General features: G+C 63.4%; 19 protein-coding genes, 2 pseudogenes and 1 riboswitch. Of the genes and pseudogenes, 12 read left to right on the forward strand and 9 right to left on the reverse strand.

Annotated elements, in window-relative coordinates; all coding sequences use genetic code 11:
- Positions 1-48: 48 nt before the first annotated feature.
- On the reverse strand, positions 49-336 hold the full coding sequence (locus tag NKH12_RS06570) for a Cif family virulence factor (RefSeq protein ID WP_352952393.1): 288 nt from the start codon (positions 334-336) through the stop codon (positions 49-51).
- Between the two features lie 217 nt (positions 337-553).
- A pseudogene (locus tag NKH12_RS06575) lies at positions 554-1,731 on the reverse strand (NAD(P)/FAD-dependent oxidoreductase).
- A gap of 281 nt (positions 1,732-2,012) precedes the next feature.
- Between NKH12_RS06575 and NKH12_RS06580 the strand changes: the two are divergent.
- Positions 2,013-3,379 (forward strand): annotated as a pseudogene (locus NKH12_RS06580) (aspartate aminotransferase family protein).
- 68 nt (positions 3,380-3,447) lie between these two features.
- On the opposite strand, the gene NKH12_RS06585 reads toward NKH12_RS06580, so the two are convergent.
- The gene (locus tag NKH12_RS06585; protein ID WP_352952394.1) at positions 3,448-4,560 is read right to left on the reverse strand and encodes a nucleotidyltransferase family protein; all 1,113 of its coding nucleotides are present in this window, start codon (positions 4,558-4,560) and stop codon (positions 3,448-3,450) included.
- The gene (locus tag NKH12_RS06590) at positions 4,557-4,883 is read right to left on the reverse strand and encodes a hypothetical protein (protein WP_352952395.1); all 327 of its coding nucleotides are present in this window, start codon (positions 4,881-4,883) and stop codon (positions 4,557-4,559) included. Before NKH12_RS06590 ends, NKH12_RS06585 begins: the two co-directional genes overlap by 4 nt.
- A 33-nt stretch (positions 4,884-4,916) precedes the next feature.
- A riboswitch (TPP riboswitch) is annotated at positions 4,917-5,029 on the forward strand.
- Here NKH12_RS06590 and NKH12_RS06595 point away from each other — a divergent pair.
- Entirely contained in the window at positions 5,020-5,628 is a 609-nt protein-coding gene (locus tag NKH12_RS06595; protein ID WP_352952396.1) for a YkoF family thiamine/hydroxymethylpyrimidine-binding protein, read from the forward strand. It overlaps the preceding riboswitch by 10 nt.
- A 9-nt stretch (positions 5,629-5,637) precedes the next feature.
- On the opposite strand, the gene NKH12_RS06600 is transcribed toward NKH12_RS06595, so the two are convergent.
- The 4 genes from NKH12_RS06600 to NKH12_RS06615 form a co-directional block, all read right to left on the reverse strand.
- On the reverse strand, positions 5,638-6,747 hold the full coding sequence (locus NKH12_RS06600; RefSeq protein WP_352952397.1) for an alcohol dehydrogenase family protein: 1,110 nt from the start codon (positions 6,745-6,747) through the stop codon (positions 5,638-5,640).
- 9 nt (positions 6,748-6,756) lie between these two features.
- Entirely contained in the window at positions 6,757-8,136 is a 1,380-nt protein-coding gene (locus NKH12_RS06605) for an aspartate aminotransferase family protein (protein ID WP_352952398.1), read from the reverse strand.
- Positions 8,137-8,317: 181 nt separating this feature from the next.
- Positions 8,318-9,811 (reverse strand): NAD-dependent succinate-semialdehyde dehydrogenase, encoded by a 1,494-nt coding sequence (locus NKH12_RS06610; RefSeq protein ID WP_352952399.1) that lies wholly within the window; start codon positions 9,809-9,811, stop codon positions 8,318-8,320.
- Positions 9,812-9,941: 130 nt separating this feature from the next.
- A complete protein-coding gene (locus tag NKH12_RS06615; protein ID WP_352952400.1) occupies positions 9,942-10,433 on the reverse strand; it encodes an Lrp/AsnC family transcriptional regulator in 492 nt (163 codons plus the stop codon).
- 82 nt (positions 10,434-10,515) lie between these two features.
- Here NKH12_RS06615 and ehuR point away from each other — a divergent pair, with 82 nt between their 5' ends.
- The 10 genes from ehuR to doeB all read left to right on the forward strand — a co-directional run bounded on the left by ehuR (position 10,516) and on the right by doeB (position 20,309).
- Positions 10,516-11,901 (forward strand): MocR-like ectoine utilization transcription factor EhuR, encoded by a 1,386-nt coding sequence (gene ehuR / locus NKH12_RS06620; RefSeq protein WP_352952401.1) that lies wholly within the window; start codon positions 10,516-10,518, stop codon positions 11,899-11,901.
- Between the two features lie 123 nt (positions 11,902-12,024).
- Positions 12,025-12,810 (forward strand): ectoine/hydroxyectoine ABC transporter ATP-binding protein EhuA, encoded by a 786-nt coding sequence (gene ehuA / locus NKH12_RS06625; protein ID WP_352952402.1) that lies wholly within the window; start codon positions 12,025-12,027, stop codon positions 12,808-12,810.
- A 91-nt stretch (positions 12,811-12,901) separates the two neighbouring features.
- Positions 12,902-13,753, forward strand: coding sequence for an ectoine/hydroxyectoine ABC transporter substrate-binding protein EhuB (ehuB, locus tag NKH12_RS06630; protein ID WP_023797848.1), 852 nt, complete (start codon positions 12,902-12,904; stop codon positions 13,751-13,753).
- Positions 13,754-13,939: 186 nt separating this feature from the next.
- On the forward strand, positions 13,940-14,599 hold the full coding sequence (gene ehuC / locus NKH12_RS06635; RefSeq protein ID WP_352952403.1) for an ectoine/hydroxyectoine ABC transporter permease subunit EhuC: 660 nt from the start codon (positions 13,940-13,942) through the stop codon (positions 14,597-14,599).
- 16 nt (positions 14,600-14,615) lie between these two features.
- Positions 14,616-15,275 (forward strand): ectoine/hydroxyectoine ABC transporter permease subunit EhuD, encoded by a 660-nt coding sequence (ehuD, locus tag NKH12_RS06640; RefSeq protein ID WP_352952404.1) that lies wholly within the window; start codon positions 14,616-14,618, stop codon positions 15,273-15,275.
- A gap of 37 nt (positions 15,276-15,312) precedes the next feature.
- Positions 15,313-16,086, forward strand: a complete 774-nt coding sequence (gene eutA / locus NKH12_RS06645) for an ectoine utilization protein EutA (RefSeq protein WP_352952405.1) — start codon at positions 15,313-15,315, stop codon at positions 16,084-16,086.
- Between the two features lie 16 nt (positions 16,087-16,102).
- Positions 16,103-17,095 (forward strand): hydroxyectoine utilization dehydratase EutB, encoded by a 993-nt coding sequence (eutB, locus tag NKH12_RS06650; protein WP_352952406.1) that lies wholly within the window; start codon positions 16,103-16,105, stop codon positions 17,093-17,095.
- Positions 17,092-18,084, forward strand: a complete 993-nt coding sequence (gene eutC, locus NKH12_RS06655; protein ID WP_352952407.1) for an ectoine utilization protein EutC — start codon at positions 17,092-17,094, stop codon at positions 18,082-18,084. The genes eutB and eutC overlap by 4 nt, the downstream gene beginning before the upstream one ends.
- A gap of 39 nt (positions 18,085-18,123) precedes the next feature.
- Complete coding sequence (gene doeA / locus NKH12_RS06660) at positions 18,124-19,302, forward strand: ectoine hydrolase DoeA (protein WP_352952408.1); 1,179 nt, start codon at positions 18,124-18,126, stop codon at positions 19,300-19,302.
- 5 nt (positions 19,303-19,307) lie between these two features.
- Entirely contained in the window at positions 19,308-20,309 is a 1,002-nt protein-coding gene (doeB, locus tag NKH12_RS06665) for a N(2)-acetyl-L-2,4-diaminobutanoate deacetylase DoeB (RefSeq protein WP_352952410.1), read from the forward strand.
- A 60-nt stretch (positions 20,310-20,369) separates the two neighbouring features.
- Here doeB and NKH12_RS06670 read toward each other — a convergent pair whose 3' ends face one another.
- Positions 20,370-21,047, reverse strand: coding sequence for a phytochelatin synthase family protein (locus NKH12_RS06670; RefSeq protein ID WP_352952411.1), 678 nt, complete (start codon positions 21,045-21,047; stop codon positions 20,370-20,372).
- Positions 21,048-21,154 lie beyond the last annotated feature (107 nt).

Below are 21,154 nucleotides of genomic sequence, written 5' to 3' on the forward strand. Positions count from 1 at the left end.
ATGACCCACAGCCATGTCCCGTCGCCTTGGCGCGGGCGACCTCGGCGGTTACGGTGCCGTCGGGGAGACGGGTTGACGTGAGTGCCAAATCTCCGCTGACAACAGCCGGGGCCTGATTTCCGGCAGCAAATTTCGGCCCGTTGCGGTGATGTCAGCAAAGAGTGTCCGGATCGCTTCCCGACCATGCGTCAGTTGCCCTTCACCGCTCTCGACGACGGCATGCGGCTTAAATAGGGCGGCCATGCCGTCGATGTCTCCCACCCACTGCCGGGAAATCAGCAGGCGCTCCAAATCCTGAGGATCACGCGCCGGTTCACGGCTTGGTTCATCGGTCATGGCGAGACTCCTCCGGCACTCTCATGAACTACAGGTTCTTACGAACTGTAGGATCTCATGAGTTGCAGGCTGCCGCAAAAGCCTTGGCGGCTTGGGCGCTGCCCTTGAGGGAAGTGACAGCCATCTAACCCCCATCATTGAGCCGACGGTTCCGAAGCCTCCGGCGATCGGCTGTGATCGACGGACCAAGGTTCCGCGACCCCGGGTTGCGGATGGCTTACGGGCGTCTTGGATTATGCTTTGGCAGCGGGCGCGCTCGCTCGATGTCGTCTCGGCTAGCTTGGCTTCGGCGCGAGGCCTGCGCGACATGGTCGGCGATCGCCAGGCTTGAGGTCAGGCCGGGACTCTCGATGCCGAACAGATTGACTAGGCTCCCCACGCCGTGCACGGCCGCATTCTGGATGACGAAGTCGGCATTGGCTTCGCCGGGACCGGAGGGCTTCGGCCGGATGCCGCTATAGGCCGGCTGCAGGCTGCCATCGGCGAGGTCCGGCCAGTATTTGCGGACCTCGTCGTAAAAGCGCTCGCCACGCGCTGGGTCGACGCGATAGTCGAGTTGATCCGTCCATTCGACATCAGGCCCGAAGCGGGCGACGCCATCGAGGTCGAGCGTCAGATGGACGCCGAGCCCGCCGGTTCGGGTATGGGATAGACCAGCCGCGAGAACGGCGCCCGGCCGGCGACCGAAAAATAATTGCCCTTGGCGTAGCGAAGTTCTGGCACGAATTGCCGGTCGAGCCCGTCAAGCGAGCCGGCAAGTGCCGTGGCGCCAAGCCCGGCGGCGTTGACGAAGCGCGCGGTGGCGATTTCAAAGCGCCCGCCGCTGGTGCTGTCGACCGTGTCGAGCACGATGCGCCCACTCTCGATGCGGCCGGCGACGATGCGGGTGTTGAGGCTGAGTGCCGCCCCGTGCTCCTCGGCGTCGCCCAGCAGCGCCAGCATCAAGGCATGGCTGTCGATGATGCCGGTGGCGGGAGACAGCAGGGCCGCCGTGCACCGCAGCGCAGGCTCCATCCTGCGCGCCTCGGCGGCGGTCAAAGGCGTCAGGTCGCCCGCGCCGCAGGCAGAGGCGTTGGCCAGGATGGAAGCGAGCACCGGCTCCTGTCCGGCACTCGTGGCGACGATGAGCTTGCCGCAGCGCGCATGCGGCACCGCCCGCTCCTGGCAATAACGGTAGAGCCTTTCCCGGCCTGCCCCGCAGAGCCGGGCCTTCAGCGATCCGGCCGGATAGTGGATGCCGGCATGGATAACCTCGGAATTGCGCGAGCTAATCCCGGTGCCGATGGCGTTCTCGGCTTCGAGGATCAGGGTGTCCATGCCACGCTGCGCCATCTCGCGCGCGATCGCGAGGCCGACGACCCCGGCGCCGGCAACGATGCAGTCGACATGGTCCACGATCAGGCCACCTCAGCCTTGTTGTTGTGCCTGCTGGTGACCCGTTCGGGAATTACGCCTCGGGATGCGCACAGCAGCCTTGGCGCAGGTTCTCGCGTTCTGCAGCCTCGAAGCTGAAATTCTGCATGTCTTCCGTCCATCCGCCAGCCCTTCCGAAAGGGTTCCGAAAGGGCTTGACACCCTTACAAGAAACAGATGCACCAAACAGCATTAATGACAGAGGCCGATGCACGCCGAACGGCGGCAGGTCCCACGTCCCGGCATGCAGGACAGGAGCCATCATGGACGCTCGACCTAATTCTCCCGAAGCTCGCGACATCAGCTACCACATGCACGCCTACACCAATGCCCGCAAGCATGAAGAGGCAGGGCCGCTCGTCATCGAGAAAGGCGACGGCATCTATGTCGAGGACATTGCCGGCAACCGCTATATCGAGGCGATGGCCGGGCTTTGGAGCGTCGCGGTCGGCTTTTCGGAGAAGCGGCTGGTCGATGCGGCGGTGCGCCAGATGTCCAAGCTGCCTTACTATCACGACTTCGGCTCCAAATCGCATTCGCCGCTGATCGATCTCGCCGAGAAGCTGGTGCAGATGGCGCCAGTGCCGATGAGCAAGGCGTATTTCACCAATTCCGGCTCCGAGGCCAACGATACGGCCATGAAGATGATCTGGTACCGGTCGAATGCGATCGGCCAGCCGGCACGCAAGAAGATCATCAGCCGCAATCGCGGCTATCACGGCGTCACCATTGCCGCGGCAAGCCTGACCGGCCTGCCCAACAACCACACTTCCTTCGACCTGCCGATTGCCAATGTGCTGCACACGGCGACGCCGCACCATTGGCGCGATGGGTTGCCAAATGAAAGCGAAGAGCAGTTTTCGAGCCGGCTTGCCGACGATCTGGAAAAGCTGATCCTGGCCGAAGGACCGGAAACCATCGCTGCCTTCTTCGGCGAGCCGATCATGGGCGCCGGCGGCGTCATCGTGCCGCCGGCCGGCTACTGGGAGAAGATCCAGGCGGTCCTGTCGAATACGACATCCTGCTCGTCGCTGACGAGGTCATCTGCGGCTTTGGTCGAACCGGCGAGATGTTCGGTTCGCAGACCTTCGGCATCAGGCCTGACATCATGGTGCTGTCGAAGCAGATTTCTTCGTCCTATCTGCCAATCTCGGCCCTGCTGATCAACGAGAAGGTTTTCGAGCCGATTGCCGACGAAAGCAATCGGATCGGCACCTTCGGTCACGGCTTCACTGGTGGCGGCCATCCCGTTGCGGCCGCGGTCGCGTTCGAGAACCTGAAGCTGATCGAGGAGCGCGACCTCGTCGGCAATGCGCGCACGGTCGGCGCGCATATGCAGAAGCAGCTGCGCAAGTTCGCTTCGCACCCGCTTGTCGGCGAGGTGCGTGGCGTCGGCCTGATCGCTGCGGTCGAACTGGTCGGCGACAAGGCGAACAAAACGCCGTGGGAGACGGCCGGCGCGCTGGGCGGGCTCGTCAACGGTTTTATGCAGCAGAACGGCGTCATCTCGCGCAACATGGGCGACGCGCTGGCTTTCTGCCCGCCGCTGATCATCACCGAAGCCCAGGTCGATCAGGTGGTCGACGCGTTTGAAAGATCGCTCGAAGCCGCGGTCAAGCAGGTCCCGTAATTGGCGCGCGCGTTTGCCCTACAAAGCGGGGCTGGCAGAAGGCCACCCTCCACACCCGTTGCTGCCATTTAGTCTCCCTGCTTTGTTTTCGCAGACGAGCCGCTGAATCCTTCCAGTTCCTCGCCGATTCCTGAAAGTGCGTTGACAATCGTCGCCTCGACGTCGCCACGCTGTTTCTGGGGTATCAAACCAAGTCCTTTTTGTATCGCATCACGCCAATGTTTCCCCCTGCCCCACGCTTCCGAAAACGCGATGGCGAGATCGTCCTGGCGACGGGTGGCTTCCAGTGCCTCGACCAGGAGTGCTGCCTGGTGGACATCCTTTTCCCGCTTGGCCACGCCGTTTGCGTTGTTCTGTCGGCGCGAGGCGACGATCAGCTTGTGAACCGCATATCGTCCGGGCGACGGTACCACGACAGGCACCCCCGATCGATGCAGCAGCACAGTTCTGATTGGTTCGTGGATCAGGAAATCGAGAAACCGAAGAGGCTGCGCCGATGCACCGCCCAAAGACGGCATCGAGGTTGCATGATCGGCGTAGTCATCGCTGCCCGTATTCGGTGTAAGGAACTCGACCTTGTATCGGGCTGCGTTCTCGAATTGCGTCGCGTGTCCGGGATCCGATCTGTGATGGATTTCCCTGAAGGTTGGGTCGATCTCCCTCAAGATTTCGAGGATGGGCGGCAGGCTGTCCTCGACCGCGGCCGACACGGAATGGAATTGGGCGAAGTCTGCATCGCTCGTCTGCAACGCTGCACCGGGCAGCTTCACGCCCAGATAGCCCGCGTATGACTGAAAGGCGACCGTGCCGACCAGGACGCCGCGCAAGCGGAAGATGCCAGCCTTTCCCAGCGCCTCGACGACATCCCCGGTAAACTTTTCGGGTTCTGTCAGCCCTGCCTCGCGCACGAGCGTGGATACCAGCTTCCTGCGGGCGCGGAGATCGTCCTTGATCTGACGGAAGGATTCGACGCGTTTTGCAATCTCGGGATCGCTGTCAGGCCCGACATACCGTCGCGTCTTCGTCGGCTTCGTTTCCTCGAAATACCAGTAGACCTTGTCCTTGACGGGCACCTTGACGAGGTTGCCCGTCGTCGGAAAATCCGTTTCGAAGGCTGCGTCCAAGGATCGCTGGACGAGTTCCGCATACATCGTGCGGTAAACGAGGTCGACCGTCTTCATGTCAGGCGGCTCCGGTTATAAGAAAAATGCGGTTCTCTTATAACGGCATGATCTCGAGCGACGCAAGCGGCGTTATAAGAAAATTGCGAAAAACTTATAACGCCGCAGGAGAAGATCAAGAATCCCTGTTGCCGTCGTGCAGCCAAATCAGAATGGTTTTGCTCATCCAGATAAACGAAGCCATCACGAAAAACGCCTCGTGAAAGCCGCCGCGTATTGAGCGTTGAAAGCCAGGTACGCTTTGACGCCTTGCCGCGGCAGATAGGCAGCTTCGCCGGCGGCGCCACGATCGGCAATTGGTCCGAAGCGACTGCCTGGACCATACTTGAACATCCTTCGCGCAGGTGCTACGTCGCCCCCATCGACAGGGGCGCTCCGTATTGCCGGGGCTGAGATGGAAGGTGCCAAGCCTTCGGTCCCTCAAGCTGATCTGGGTAATGCCAGCGGAGCGAGGCGACTATGTTTTCAGGTGCACAGATTTCCCTGTATCCGATGTGCGACGATTTCGTCGGCGTCATCCTTAGAGCAATTTCGGCGATGGATTCCTATCGGCCGAATTTCCGCATCGAGACCGACGACATCTCGACGCTGATCGTCGGCCCGCCGGAACAGCTTTTTCCGGCCATACGCGATCTGTTCGCCTCGGCGGCGGCAAGCGGTGTGCATTGCGTGTTGTCGGCGACGGTGTCGCGCGGCTGCCCCGGCGAGCCTGACGATCCGATCTGCACACCGATTTCCGGCAGCAGTCACGAGCTCTCCCTGGCCGAGCGCATCGGCGCGGCGCGGTCGCATGTCGACAGTGCGAAAAAACTCGGACAAGAGGTCGCCGCGCAGTTCTCGCTCTATCCGCTCGGTGAAGGCCATCACATGGACGAGATCTACGGCTGCGTCGACTTTCTCAAGACTTCGGGCGTCTTCGACAGGTCGAAGAATTTCTGCACCAAGCTGAGAGGCGATGCCGGGCCGGTGTTCGCGACGCTGTCGGAAGCCTTCCTTCGCTTCGGCGCGCCGCAAGGCCATGTCGCGCTCGATCTCACAGTGTCCGCAAACAGCCCGAGCCCTTGTTAGTGTTGGTTGTCAACGGGTTACAGCGAAATCCGAAACGGCATCCGGAACGACCACCAGCTTGCCGACAAAGTCCTTGGCGACGAAATCCGCCTGGGCGCGGTGGAAATCGGAGAGCTTGTAGACACCGCCGACCAGCGGCCGGATCTTCTTGTCCTCGATGTAGCGGACGATACGGCGGAAATCGTGTCGCGTGCCCTGGCTGGAGCCGTGCAACTGCAACTGCTTGAGATACATGGTGCGCAGATCGAGCTGCACGACCGGGCCGGCAATCGCGCCGGCGGTGGCGTAGCGGCCTTCGGGCCGAAGGATGCGCAAGAGGTCATTGAAGATCGCGCCGCCGACCAGGTCGGCAACCACGTCGATCGGCTGGCCGCCGGTCGCCGCGTTCACGGCGGGGGGAAGGTGGGCCACGCCACGGGTGATCACTGCCTCGGCGCCGATGTCGAGCACCGCCTGTTCCTTGCCCTTGCCGACGACGGCATAGGGGATGGCGCCGCGCGCCCGCGCCAGCTGCACGATGCCGGAGCCGACGCCACCCGACGCGCCGGTGACCAGCACGCGCTCGCCGGCCTTCAATGCGGCGCGTTCCAGCATCTGTTCGCCGGTGAGATAGGCGCAGCAGAAGGTGGCGAGTTCGACATCGGTCAGCTCGGTGTCGACGACATGCGCATTCTCGGCCGGCACGGTCTGGTACTCGGCATAGCCGCCGTCGCGGCCGTGGCCCATGTAGTCGATGTCGGCGAGTGAATCGTTGTCGCGGTTATAGATGGAGAAATCGACCATCACGCGCTCGCCGATGCGAGCTGGAGGTACACCGGCGCCGACGGCAACGATGCGGCCGACCGTATCGGTGCCCTGGATGCGCGGAAAGGTCAGCGTGTTGCCTTGCCGCCGCCAGGTCGACACCGCGGCAGCATCTTCCTCCGTGCCATAGGCACCCTGGCGCACCCAGACATCGGTGTTGTTCATGCCGCAAGCAGTGACCTTGACCAGCACCTCGCCCGGGGCGGGCGAAGGCACTTTCACGTCGGTGCGGTAGACGAGCTTTTCCGGCCCGCCGTGACCGGTGAGCTGCACGGCGGCCATGGTGGCGGGGAGGGTTTTGGTCATGGCATTCATGTCGGTTCTTCAGATGTTTGCAAACACGCTCTTCACCGCATCGGCCGTCTTCGAGACGACGATGTCGGCCTCCTCGCGGGTGAGGCAGAGCGGCGGTGCGAAGCCGAGAATGTCGCCTTGCGGCATGGCACGGCCGATGACGCCGCGCTCGGCAAGGGCGGTCGCGACCTGCGGCCCGATCTTTTGCGAGGCGTCGAAGAACACGCGATCGTCCCGGTCGGCGACGAATTCGATTGCCGCCAGCATGCCGTCGCCGCGCACCTCGCCGACATTTTTGTGGCCGCCGACGGCCTTCGCCAGCTCGGCGCGGAAATAGGCGCCGGTCTCGCCGGCATTGGTCACCAGGTCCATCTCGTCGATCAGTTCCAGGTTGGCGACGCCGGCGGCAACGCAGATCGGATGCGCCGAATAGGTCCAGCCATGGCCGAGCGAGCCGAGCTTGTCGGAACCCTGCACCAGCACCTGCCAGACCTTGTCCGAGACGATGACGCCAGACAGCGGCGCATAGGCCGAGGTCAGGCCCTTGGCGATGGTGATCAGGTCGGGCCTGATGCCGTAATGGTCGGAGCCGAACATGGTGCCCAGCCGGCCAAAGCCGGTGACCACCTCGTCGGCGATCAGCAGCACGTCGTACTTCTTCAGCACCGCCTGGATCTTTTCCCAATAGAGAGCGGGCGGCGGCACGATGCCGCCGGTGCCGAGGATCGGCTCGCCGATGAAGGCGGCGACCGTGTCCGGGCCCTCAGCCAGGATCATCTCCTCGAGCTTGTCGGCGCAGTATTGGGAAAACTGCTCCTCGCTCATCGAGCGGTCGGCGCGGCGGAAGTAGTAGGGTGCCTCGGTGTGCAGGATCGGCGCGCGCGGCAGGTCGAAGGCGTTGTGGAACAGGTCGAGCCCGGTCAGCGATCCGGTCATGACGCCGGAGCCGTGATAACCGCGCCAGCGTGAGATGATCTTCTTCTTCTCGGGACGGCCGAGCACGTTGTTGTAGTACCAGATCAGCTTGATGTTGGTTTCGTTGGCGTCGGAACCGGAGAGGCCGAAATAGACCCTCGACATGCCTTGCGGCGCCCGGTCGATGATCATCTTGGAGAGCGTGATCGACGCCTCGGTGCCGTGGCCGACATAGGCATGATAATAGGCGAGGTTCTTGGCTTGGGCGGCGATGGCGTCTGATATCTTCTGGCGGCCATAGCCGACATTGACGCAGTAAAGCCCGGCGAAGGCATCGATGCTCTTGCGACCATTATTGTCCCAGATGGTGACGCCTTCGCCGCCGGCGATGATGCGGGTCGGCGATTCACCCCGTGCATGCGTGCCCATATGGGTCGAAGGATGGAAGAAGTGGTCGCGGTCCCAGGCGGCGAGTTCATTGGACTGGTCGAGCATTTTTTGACTCCTTAGAGAAAGACGGTCTGACGCGGCCTAAGGTGTGTCGAGATTCAGGTCAGGCCGAGTCGAAAATGGTGGCTTCCGAGAACCGGAGCGGAGCGTACTTTTTCGTACGTGAGCACCGGAAGCGCAGGACGCCGCCATTTGCAGACCGGCATCACCTGAATGTCGATACACCTTACGCAACGTCCAGGCAGAGATATTTAAGGTCGGTAAAGGCTTCGAGCCCGTGGCGCGAGCCTTCGCGGCCGATGCCGGACTGTTTGACGCCGCCGAACGGGATCGGCGCGCCGGTGATCTTGACGCGGTTGACGGCGACCATACCGTAGTCGAGCGCGCGGCCTATGCGCAATTGGCGGCCGCCGTTCTCGGTGACGACATAGGCGACGAGGCCGTATTCGGTGGCGTTGGCGCGGGCGATGACCTCGTCTTCGCTGTCGAAAGGCGTCACGGCAGCGACCGGACCAAAGGTTTCCTCGCGCATGATCAGCGCGTCGTCTCCAACATCGGCCAGCAGGGTCGGCTGGTAGAACAGCGGCCCTGCAGAATCGCGTTTGCCGCCGGTAAGGCAGCGCGCGCCATGGGCGAGCGCATCAGCAACCTGCTCCTCGACCTTCTTGACGCCGCGCTCGTGCATCAAGGGCCCGATATCGGTGTCATCGGCCAGGCCATTGCCTGTCCGCAACGCCTCGATGCGCCTGGCGAAGGCGGCGCAGAAGTGATCATAAATCGAACGCTGGACATAGATGCGGTTAGCGGCAAGGCAATCCTGGCCGGAAGTGGCGAATTTGGCATCGACAGCGATAGTCACAGCCTTGTCGAGATCGGCATCGGCGAAGACGATCAGCGGCGCATGGCCGCCAAGCTCCATCACCAGCCGCTTCATCGTCGGCGCACTTTGCGCGGCGATAAGCCTGCCGATCTCGGTCGAGCCGGTGAAGCTCATGGCCCGGACGCGAGCGTCTTCGCACATGCGCCCAACGATGGTCGAGGCCTTGCCGGTGAGAACGTTGAAGACGCCAGCCGGCAGGCCGGCGCGCTCGCCGAGTTCGGCCAGCGCCAGTGCCGATAGCGGCGTTTCCGACGAAGGATGCGCGACGATCGTACAGCCGGCTGCGAGCGCGGCGGCCGCCTTGCGGGTCAGCATGGCCGCGGGAAAGTTCCACGGAGTGACGACGCCGACGACGCCGAGCGGTTCGCGCCGCACCATCATCTCGGCGTTTGGCAAATGGCTGGTGACGCTTTCGGCGTTGAGGCGTTTTGCCTCCTCGGCATACCACTCGACGAAGGAGGCGGCGTAGTCGATCTCGCCAAGGGCTTCCCTAAGCGGCTTGCCCTGTTCCAGCGTCATCAACAGTGCCAGATCGTCTTTGGCGGCGATGATCAGGTCGAACCATTTTCGCAGGATTCTTGCGCGTTCCTGTGGGAGAGCCGCGCGCCAGGCGGGAAAGGCACGCGACGCCGCATCGATCGCCTTGCTCGTCTGCCTGCTATCGAGCGCGGAAACCCAGGCAACGGTGGCGCCTGTAGCAGGGTCGGTCACCTCAAAACTCTCGGCGGCCTCACTCGCAGTCCAGTGGCCGTCGACATAGGCGAGTTCGCGCAGCAGCCGGCGGTCGGCGAGGCGGTCGAGCGCTTCGTGGCGTTGTGGGCGGGCAAAATGCGCGGACATGTTCGAGGTCTCCCGGTTCGGAGTGATACGGGAAGACTATCCGCGTGCAGCAGACAGAGAGGCTGTTTGGGCGCCCGGGCGTAGAGAGATTGTCTCTATTGCATCGCCCGGGCAGCCGATCTCTCTAGCGCTAAGACGACATCGGCAGCAGATCCGCCACCGGCAAGGCGACCTCCTCCTTCACTGTCTTGGTGACGATGTAGGTGAAATAGCGGTCGATGCCGATCTCGCGTTCGAGCAGGACGTCGACCAGCCGCTGGTAGGCGTCGATGTCGCGCGCCATCACTTTCAGCAGATAGTCGACGCCGCCGCCCACCGACCAGCAGGCGACGATTTCGGGGACGTCGCGAATGACGCGCTCGAAGCGGTTGAAATCGGCCTGGCGGTGGTTGGCCAGCGTCACCTCCATCAGTACGGTGGCGACCGGCGCGACGGCGCGCATCGCAACCTTGGCGTGATAGCCGGCGACGATGCCGGCCTTTTCCAGCTTGCGCAGCCGCATCCAGCACGGCGTCGGCGACAGGCCGACCTTGTCGGCGAGCGCCAGCTTGGTGATGCGCCCGTCGCGCTGGACGGCGTCGAGGATTTTGAGGTCGATCTGATCGAGTTTCGGTGCGGCCATGAGCTTCCACTTTTTCGTCCCGACACCATGACGGCGCATTATTTCGATTGTCAATTGCACTGATTTCGATCTCTAATATGTCATGACATTGTGGCGTCCAGATCCCGCGCTCATCCGGCGGCCGGCCTATCAGTCGCTCGCCGACCAGTTCGCGCGCGCCATTCATGATGGACGGCTAGCCAACGGCGCGCGGCTGCCGACGCATCGCCGGCTGGCCGACGAATTGAAGCTTTCGGTGCAGACAGTCAGTCGCGCCTATGAGGAACTGATCCGCCGGGGCCTGGTCTCCGGCGAGATCGGCCGCGGCAGCTTCGTGCAGACGCAGCGCCGCGAGCCCGAGCCGCCATACCTGCCGGAGCGTCTTGGCGAGGTCATCGACCTCTCCATCCTGAAGCCGGTTTGCGAGCCGATGCATCTGGAGCGGTTGAAACAGGCGCTGGGCTGGCTTGCCGAGAACCTGCCGTCGAGCTCGGCGCTGTCGTTCCGGCCGAACATGGTGTTCCCGCGCCCCCGCGCGGTGGCGGTCGAATGGCTGCGGCTGTGCGGTCTCGATGTGTCCGCGCAGAATGTCAGCCTGACCAACGGCGCCACGGCCGGCATGACGGTGGCACTGATGAGCGTGGCGCCGCCCGGTTCGACCGTCGCCACCGAGGCGATCGGCCACCACACGCTGATCCCGCTGGCGCGCTATCTCGGCTTCAACCTCGAGGGCCTGCCGATCGACGATAATGGCCTGATCCCGGAGGCGCTCGACGAGGCGTGCCAGCTTTCCGATATTCGCGCCGTGTTCGTGCAGCCTTCGGTGATCAACCCGACCGCAACGCTTATGGATGCCGCGCGGCGCGAGCAGATCGCCGCGGTGGCGCGCAGGCACGACATCGCCCTCATCGAGAACGACGTGCTCGGTCCGCTGGTCGAAGACCGGCCGCCACCGGTCGCCGCCTTCGCGCCAGAGCGCACGCTCTACGTTACCAGCTTCACCAAGATCGTCGTGCCAGGCCTGCGCATCGGCTATCTCGCGGCGCCCGACCGCTATGTCGCCGCCGTCGCCAACCGGCATCTCGTCTCCAACTGGATGGCGACGCCGCTGGTGGCGGAGATCGCGACAAAATGGGTGACCGACGGCACGGCGATGGAGCTTGTCCGCTGGCAACGTTCCGCACTGCGGCGGCGGCAGGAGATTGCCGCCCAGGTGCTTGCCGGGGTCGACTATCGTGTCCATCGTGACGGATTGCATCTGTGGCTGCAGCTGCCCGGGGACCGCGCCGAGGAGAGTTTCGTCTCGCAGGCCCGTTTGCAGGGCGTGGCGATCGCGCCAGGCACATCCTTCCGTATTTCGCAGGAGCCCTGGCAGCCGGCAGTGCGCATCTCGCTGGGATCGACTACCGAGGAGGAACTGCGCGCCGGCCTGAGCGTTGTCACCAAACTTCTGCTCGGCGATCCGGAGCATCTCCTGCTGGCGATCTAGGCAAGATCGCCGCGGAATTGTGCGGAGCCAGAAACATTGTCATGAGTTTATTTTCCTGATTGACATGATTTGGCGCGTTCCGCATCGTTGAAGGCACCAAGCTTCTCCAACACGGGGAATTCATTGTCCGCGCCCATCATCAAGATCGACGGCATTTCGAAAAGCTTCGGCACCTTCAAGGTGCTGGACGGCCTGTCGATGCAGGTCATGCCGCGCGAGAAGCTGGCGCTGATCGGCCCATCCGGCTCGGGCAAGACGACGATCCTGCGCATCCTGATGACGCTGGAGAGGATCGACAGCGGCCACATCCAGATCGACGGCGAGCAGCTCTACCACATGGAGCGCAACGGCCAGTTGCTGCCCGCCGACGAACGGCATCTGGCAAGAATGCGCCAGAAGATCGGCATGGTCTTCCAGCTGTTCAACCTGTTTCCGCACAAGAGTGTCATCGACAACGTCACGCTGGCGCCGATCTTGACCAAGGGCATGCCGCGCGCCGCCGCCGAAAAACGGGCGATGGAACTGCTCGACATGGTCGGCATGGCAGACAAGGCCAGAGCGATGCCGGCGCAGCTCTCCGGTGGGCAGAAGCAGCGCGTTGCCATCGCTCGCGCCTTGGCGCTGCAGCCCAGGATCATGCTGTTCGACGAGGTGACATCGGCGCTCGATCCGGAACTGGTTGAGGAGGTGCTGAACGTGTTGTGGCGGCTCTGCTCCGAGACAGACATGACCATGCTGCTGGTCACCCACGAAATGGGTTTTGCCCATGATTTCGCCGACCGGGTTCTGTTCTTCGACCGCGGCAAGATCGTCGAGGAAGGCAAGCCCGACGAGATTTTCCGCAATCCCAAGCAGGAGCGTACGCAAGGCTTCCTGAAGAAGATCATCGCGGCCGGACATCGCGTCTGACCGCCATGCCAAGGCGGCGAAGCCGTCCTCAAGGGCGGCAACGCCGTCTCGACCAAAGCAAACCAAGAAGAGAAGCAAGGAGTTGGGAACAATGAAGAAACTTGGCATTCTGGCCGGCGTGGCCGGTGTTGCACTGACCGCGATTCTGGCCGCCTCGACCGCGGGATCGGCCGACGACAGCAAGCTCGAAGAGCTCAAGGCACAGGGCTTCGCCCGTGTCGCCATCGCCAACGAGCCGCCCTATACGGCGGTTGCGGCCGACGGCAAGGTTTCGGGTGCGGCGCCCGACGTGGCGCGCGAGATATTCAAGCGACTCGGCGTCAACGACATCGTCGCCTCGATCTCGGAATATGGCGCCATGATCCCCGGCCTGCAGGCCGGCCGTTTCGACGTCGTCACCGCCGGCCTGTTCATGAAGCCGGAGCGCTGCGCGGCGGTCGCTTATTCGGAGCCGGTGCTGTGCGACGCCGAGGCGATGCTGGTGAAGAAGGGCAACCCGAAGGGCTTCAAGAGCTACGAGGATGTCGCCAAGGATGCCACCGCGACGATCGGGGCGCCGGGCGGCGGCACCGAGGAGAAGCTGGCGCTCACTGCCGGCGTGCCACGTGACCGCGTCATCGTCGTGCCGGACGGCCAGAGCGGCCTGAAGATGCTGCAGGACGGCCGCATCGACGCCTATTCGCTGCCAGTGCTGTCGATCAACGATCTGGTCAAGAAGGCCAATGATCCGAACCTCGAAGTCGTCGCCCCGGTGGTCGGCGCGCCGGTCTATTGCGACGGCGCGGCCTTCAAGAAAGGCGACGAGGCGCTGCGCGACGCCTATGACGTCGAGCTGGCCAAGCTGAAGGAGTCCGGCGAATTCGCCAAGATCATCGAGCCTTACGGCTTCTCGGCAGCGGCAGCGATGTCGACGAGCCGCGACAAGCTCTGCTCGGCAAAGTAGGCGCCTTTTTCCTTCTCCCCGTTCACGGGGAGAAGGTGGCCCGAAGTGACGGATGAGGGGCAGCGCCATACTTTGGTTGGTTCGCGCCGCCCCTCACTGCCTGCGGGCATCTTCTCCCCGTGAACGGGGAGAAGGACGCTGGAACCAACGTCTCGCTCGACATTCAACGCGGAAACTCTCGACCCAATGACCCAATGGTCCGGCTATTTCGGCCTGATATTGCAGGGAGCGCTAGTTACCATCGAGCTGACGCTGATGGGGTCGGTGCTTGCCCTGATCATGGCCTTTCTCGCCGGGATGGGGCGGCTGTCGCGTTTTTTCGCCGTTCGGGCGCTGGCCACCGCCTATATCGAATTCTTCCGCGGCACCTCGATCTTCGTGCAGCTGTTCTGGGCCTATTTCGTGCTGCCGTTCATCGGCATTTCGCTGACGCCGCTGCAGGCCGGCGTGCTGGCACTTGGCCTCAATGTCGGCGCCTACGGCGCGGAGGTGGTGCGCGGCGCCATCCAGTCGATCGGCCGCGAACAGTACGAGGCCTGCATCGCGGTCAATCTCGGCCGCTGGCAAGCCATGCGCCATGTCATCCTGCCGCAGGCGCTGCTGGTCATGCTGCCGACCTTCGGCAACAACGCCATCGAATTGCTCAAGTCCACCGCCGTCGTTTCGCTGATCTCGCTCGCCGATCTGACATTCCAGGCGCAGGTGGTGCGCTCGCAGACCGGCAACACGCTGGTGCCGTTCGCCACCATTCTCATCATCTATTTCGTCCTTGCGCTGATCATTTCCTGGGGCGTGCGATCGCTGGAACGCCGCATGGCGCGCGGCCTCGACGGGGTGCGCGTCTGATGGATCGGGTCTCATAATGGAGTGGGATTGGAATTTCGTCTGGGAGATCATGCCGACGCTGATCCAGGGCGTGAAGATCACCATCCTGGCGACGCTGCTCGGCTCGGTTCTGGCCGCGATCGTCGGCTTGGCCATCGCACTGGCGCGGCGCTCGCCGAACAAGGGCTTGTCGCGCACCGTCGGCTTCCTCGCCGAATTCATTCGCGGCACGCCGCTTTTGGTGCAGCTCTATTTCATCTTCTACGTGCTGCCGGATATTGGTATCCTGCTGCCGCCGCTGGTGGCGGGCGTCATCGGCCTCGGCCTGCATTACGGCACCTATACGGCCGAGGTCTATCGCGCCGGTATCGAGAATGTGCCGCGCGGCCAATGGGAAGCCGCCAAGGCCTGCAATCTGAACGCCAGGCAGACCTGGACCCACATCATCATGCCGCAGGCGATTCCGCCGATGATCCCGGCGCTTGCCAACTACTTCATCGCGATGTTCAAGGAGACGCCGCTGCTGTCGGCGATCACCGTGCTGGAACTGATGAACCAGGCCAAGAGCGTCGCCAACACCTATTACCGCTATGTCGAGCCGATGACCTTGGTCGGCGCCTTCTTCCTCGTCATCAGCCTATTCTCGGTCGTGCTGCTGCGCTGGCTGGAACGCCGCTACGGGCGGATTGAAAGATGACAGTTCCTTCGACCAAACCGTTGGCAAGGAGCGCGTGATGACCGCTCCTGTCGACATCCGCGTCCACGCGACACGGCCCGCGCTCGACGCGCGCCCGCTGGAAAAGCGCGTCGGGTTGATCATCCTTGCGACCGACCATACGACCGAACCGGATTTTCGCCGCATGGTGGCGAGCGACCGGATCGGCGTTTATGTCGCGCGCATTCCCTACGCCAATCCGACGACGCCGGAGAATTTGCGCAAGATGCAGCCGTCGCTTACGGCGGGCGCGGCGCTCATCCTGCCCGATGAGCCGCTCGACGCGATCTGCTATTCCTGCACCTCGGCCTCCGTGATCATCGGCGATGCCGAGATCGAGGCGGCGGTGCAGGCAGCCAAGCCCGGCGTGCCCGTGGTCACGCCGCCGATGACAGGGGTGCGCGGCTTGAAGGCGCTGGGCGCCAGGACGATCAGCATTCTCACGCCCTACACGGTCGAGACCAGCCGGCCGATGGCGGCCTATTTCGCGGCGCACGGGTTCGAGATCGCCAGCTTCACCTGTCTCGGCTTCGAGGACGACCGCGAGATGGCGCGGATTGCGCCGGCGTCGCTGGTCGATCTGGCGCGCGAGACGACCGACGCGCAAGCGGACGCGCTGTTCGTCTCCTGCACGGCGCTGCGGGCTGCACTTGCCGTGGTCGGCATGGAAGAGGCGATCGGCCGTCCGGTCGTCACCAGCAACCAGGCGACGGTCTGGAACTGCCTGCGGCTTTGCGGCGACGACGAGCCGCGCGCCGAATTTGGCCGGCTGATGACGCTGCCTTTGAATTGATTGCAGAGCAAAGGTCATGACCGCGAACGACGTCACCCTCTCCGATATCCGCGCGGCGCGCGAGCGCATCGCAGGCAAGGTCGAGCGCACGCCGACCGTGCTTTCCCCGAGTCTTTCCGGACGCTTGGGCGCGCCTGTTTATCTCAAGCTCGAACATCGGCAGACTACCGGCAGCTTCAAGCTGCGTGGCGCCTCGAACGCAATCGCTTCGCTGGACGCCGAGGAGAAGGCACGTGGCGTGGTCGCCGCCTCGACGGGCAATCACGGCCGGGCGCTGGCTCATGCGGCGAAGCTCGAAGGCGTGCGCGCGACGATCTGCATGTCGCGACTGGTGCCGCAGAATAAGCTCGATGAAATCCGTCGGCTTGGCGCCGAGATCCGCATCGTCGGCAACAGCCAGGACGATGCGCAGCAGGAGGTCGACCGGCTGGTCGCGGAAAAGAGGCTGGTCATGCTGCCGCCCTTCGACCATCCTGATATCATCGCCGGGCAAGGCATGCTCGGGCTGGAGATCATGGAGCAGGTTGCTGACGCCGCTTTGGTGCTGGTGCCGCTGTCCGGTGGCGGACTGGCAGCGGGTGTCGCCGCTGCCGTGAAGGGCGTCAGCCCCGGCACGAAGGTCATCGGCGTTTCGATGGCGCGGGGTGCGGCGATGAAGGCAAGCCTCGATGCCGGACATCCAGTTTTGGTCGAGGAACTGTCGACGCTGGCGGATTCGCTTGGCGGTGGCATCGGCCTCGACAACCGGCTGACCTTCTCGATGTGCCGCGACCTGCTCGACGACGTGATCCTGCTCGACGAGGGCGAGATCGCCGCCGGCATCCGCCATGCCTATGAACAGGAGCGCGAGATCGTCGAAGGCGCCAGCGCGGTCGGCATCGCCGCCGTGCTTGCCGGCAAGGTCAGGGCGAGCGGCCCCACGGTGCTCATTCTGTCGGGCCGCAACATCGACATGACGCTGCACAGGAGAGTCATTTGCGGCGAAGCAATTGAGGAGCACGCCGCATGAACCGGATGACGATACTCACCGAAGCCGAATTGCGCGCGGTCGTGAAGCTCGATCTCGTTGCCGTCGCCTGCGTCGAAAATGCGTTCCGTGCGCTTGCCACCTTGCCGGTGGCGATGCCGCCGATCCTGCGGCTCGACATTCCCGAGCATCGCGGCGAGGTCGACGTCAAAACTGCCTATGTGCCCGGGATCGACGGTTTTGCCATCAAGATCAGTCCCGGCTTCTTCGACAATCCAAAGCTCGGCCTGCCCAGCGTCAACGGCATGATGGTGCTGCTGTCGTCAAAAACCGGGCTGGTCGAGGCGCTGCTGCTCGACAATGGCTATTTGACCGACATCCGCACGGCCGCCGCCGGAGCGGTCGCGGCGAAACATCTTTCGCGGGCGGACTCCTCGATCGCCGCGATCTTCGGCGCCGGCGTCCAGGCCGGACTACAGCTCGAGGCGCTTAGGCTGGTGCGGCCGATCGCCGAGGCCCGCATCTGGGCCAGAGACGTAGCCAAGGCCGAGGCCGCCGCGGAAGCATTGCGCGAGCGGCTGGGCATCGTCGTGCATGCTGAGCCCGATGCGGCAACGGCGGCGGCCGGCGCCGACATCATCGTCACCACGACACCATCGACCGAACCGCTGATCAAGGCCGGCTTCGTCTCCGCCGGCCAGCACATCACCGCGATGGGCTCGGACGCCGAGCACAAGAACGAGATCGCGCCGGCGATCCTGCGCATGGCCGATCTCTACGTCGCCGACAGCGCGAAACAGACGCGGCTGCTGGGCGAACTGCATCATGCCATCGCGACGGGCGTGATGGCGGCCGATGCCGAGATTACCGAGCTCGGCCAGATCATCGCCGGCGAAAGACATGGCCGGCGCTCGGATAGCGACATCACCATCGCCGACCTCACCGGCACCGGCGTGCAGGACACGGCGATCGCGACGCTCGCCCGCGACCGTGCGCGGGCGGGGAATGCCGGGACTATTTTCGAAAGCTGATGCCGGCCGCAAGGCCCAACAAACGAGGACCAAGAAACAATGCAGCCTAGTTTGAAATTCTCGCGCGGCGAATATGCGGACCGCCTCGCCAAGACACGCAAGGCCATGGAGGCCAAGGGTGTCGATCTCCTTGTTGTCAGCGATCCGTCCAACATGGCCTGGCTGACCGGCTATGACGGTTGGTCGTTCTATGTGCACCAGGCCGTCATCGTGCCGCCGTCGGGCGAACCGGTGTGGTACGGGCGCGGCCAGGACGCCAACGGCGCCAAGCGCACCGCCTATCTCGCGCACGACAACATCGTTGGCTATGCCGACCATTATGTGCAGTCGACCGAACGTCACCCGATGGATTTTCTCTCGCAGGTGCTGACCGATCGCGGCTGGGGCAAGTTCGCGATCGGTGTCGAGATGGACAATTACTGGTTCTCGGCCGCTGCCTTCGCTTCGCTGCAGAAACATCTGCCCAATGCCCGCTTCGTCGACGCCACGGCACTCGTCAACTGGCAGCGCGCAGTTAAGAGCCCGACCGAAATCGATTATATGCGCAAGGCCGCCCGCATCGTGGAAGTGATGCACCAGCGCATCGTCGACAAGATCGAAGTCGGCATGCGCAAATGCGACCTGGTCGCCGAGATCTATGATGCCGGCACGCGCGGCGTCGACGGCATCGGCGGCGACTATCCGGCGATCGTGCCGCTGCTGCCGTCGGGCGCCGATGCGTCGGCGCCGCATCTGACCTGGGATGACAGGCCGATGAAGTCGGGCGAGGGCACCTTCTTCGAGATCGCCGGCTGCTACAACCGCTACCATTGTCCTCTTTCTCGGACTGTGTTCCTTGGTAAACCCACCCAGGAATTCCTCGATGCCGAAAAGGCGACGCTGGAAGGCATGGAGGCGGGGTTGGCTGCGGCAAAGCCCGGCAACACCTGCGAAGACATCGCCAACGCCTTCTTCGCAGTGTTGAAGAAATACGGCATCGTCAAGGATAACCGCACCGGCTACCCGATCGGTCTCAGCTATCCGCCTGACTGGGGCGAGCGCACGATGAGCCTGCGCCCCGGCGACCGCACCGAGCTGAAGCCCGGCATGACCTTCCATTTCATGACCGGCCTGTGGCTGGAGACGATGGGGCTCGAGATCACCGAATCCATCCTGATCACCGAGACCGGTGTCGAGTGCCTGGCCAATGTGCCGCGTAAGCTGGTGGTGAAGGATTGAGCCCGGTGTCCCACCTTCGCCCATCACCGATTACGCCGACCGTCGAATTCGACCGCGACGGCGTGCAGCACGGATTCCTGCGCCTGCCCTATAGCCGCGACGATTCGGCCTGGGGATCGGTGATGATCCCGATTTGCGTGATCCGCAACGGCAACGGGCCGAGTGCGTTGCTCACCGGCGGCAATCATGGCGACGAATATGAGGGGCCGCTGGCGCTCTACGATCTCGCCCGTACCCTCGATCCGAAGCACGTCAGCGGCACGGTGATCATCGTGCCCGCGATGAACTACCCGGCGTTCCGCGCCGGCACCCGCACCTCGCCGATCGACAAGGGCAATCTGAACCGCAGCTTTCCCGGCCGGCCCGACGGTACGGTGACCGAGAAGATCGCGGATTATTTTCAAAGTGAGTTGCTCCCCCGCGCAGACATCGCGCTCGACTTCCATTCCGGCGGCAAGACGCTCGACTTCGTGCCGTTCTGTGCCGCCCATATCCGGCCCGACAAGGTGCTGGAAGCGAAGGGCTTCGCCGCGGTCGAAGCGTTCTCGGCGCCGTGGTCGATGAAGATGCTGGAGATCGACGCGGTTGGCATGTTCGACACTGCAGCCGAAGAGATGGGCAAGCTGTTCATCACCACCGAGCTTGGAGGGGGTGGGACCTCTCGCGCGGGGACGGTGCGGATCGCCCGTCGCGGGGTGCTCAATGTGCTGCGCCATGCCGGCATTGTCGCCGGTGCAGTCGAGATGCAGCCGACCCGCTGGCTCGACATGCCGTCGGGCGATTGCTTCTCGTTCGCCGAGGACGACGGGATGATCGAAACGATGATCGATCTCGGCGAGCCTGTCGAGGAGGGTCAGGTCCTGGCGCGCATCCACTCCATCGGTCGCACCGGTACCGCACCTCAGGAGATCAGGGCGAGGATGTCGGGTCTATTGGCCGCGCGGCATTTCCCCGGATTGGTCAAGTCGGGCGACTGCACCGCAGTGGTCGCCGTGCTCGTCGATTGAAGGCAGCCGCAGGGACTCGGCTCATGGATTAGGCAGTCTGCGAAACTGCTTGCGACCGTGCTACTCGAGAAGCAGTAAGCCGCGCTTTTTGTCGCCATCGCTATTGATTGTGTTCATGGCTGAGAACAGGCGCTCACGCTCGATCAGCCAGGGCTTATAATCCTCGTTTACGTCGAGGACGAAGACCATGTCCTCGGCCTCCAGATATTCTCCGACCGGGGAAAAATGGCCGCTGCCGGCGCCGAAAATCTTCTCACGGGTAAACTTGACGATGTAACGGCGGCCGGGATCGTTGGCGCGCTTCATGTGCTCGCGAAACGCATCAGCGCTCAGATTCCGAAGCACGGAGACCTTCCGCTTGGTGTTGGTTCGAGCGACCTCGGCAAGCTCGTCCAGCGTGAGCCCGATGATGCAAAAGCCTGTCCAGCACTTTCCGGTTCCCGCGAGGACTTCGGCTTCGGTTGTCTCCTCCTCGCCGATGGAGCGGAATGTGTTTGCGACACTTGCCGGGCCGCACCTTGACCCATTTGATTGCCATGCGACGTCGGCAGTGAAAGTGGCAGCCACGGGCAACTTCCAGGCGCTGTCGATCAATTCAGGGGTGCGGATAACCGATGACTGGATTGCGTCTTGCGAAACTCTGGACTGGCCAGCAATCAAAAGTGCGCCGCCGCCCAGCAGGCCGACGACGGCGATCACACTGCCGACAATCACACCGAAAGCGAGACTGCGCTTCATTGCTGAACCTCGGAGTCAGCAACGGGACAATGAAGAAAAGGCACCGCAGCGTCAATCAGCGCCGCACCCGGCCAATCAGCCATCCGGTGATGTCGCGGATCGCTCGG

The organism is Mesorhizobium sp. M1322, assembly GCF_040318085.1.
Taxonomy (GTDB): Bacteria; Pseudomonadota; Alphaproteobacteria; order Rhizobiales; family Rhizobiaceae; genus Mesorhizobium.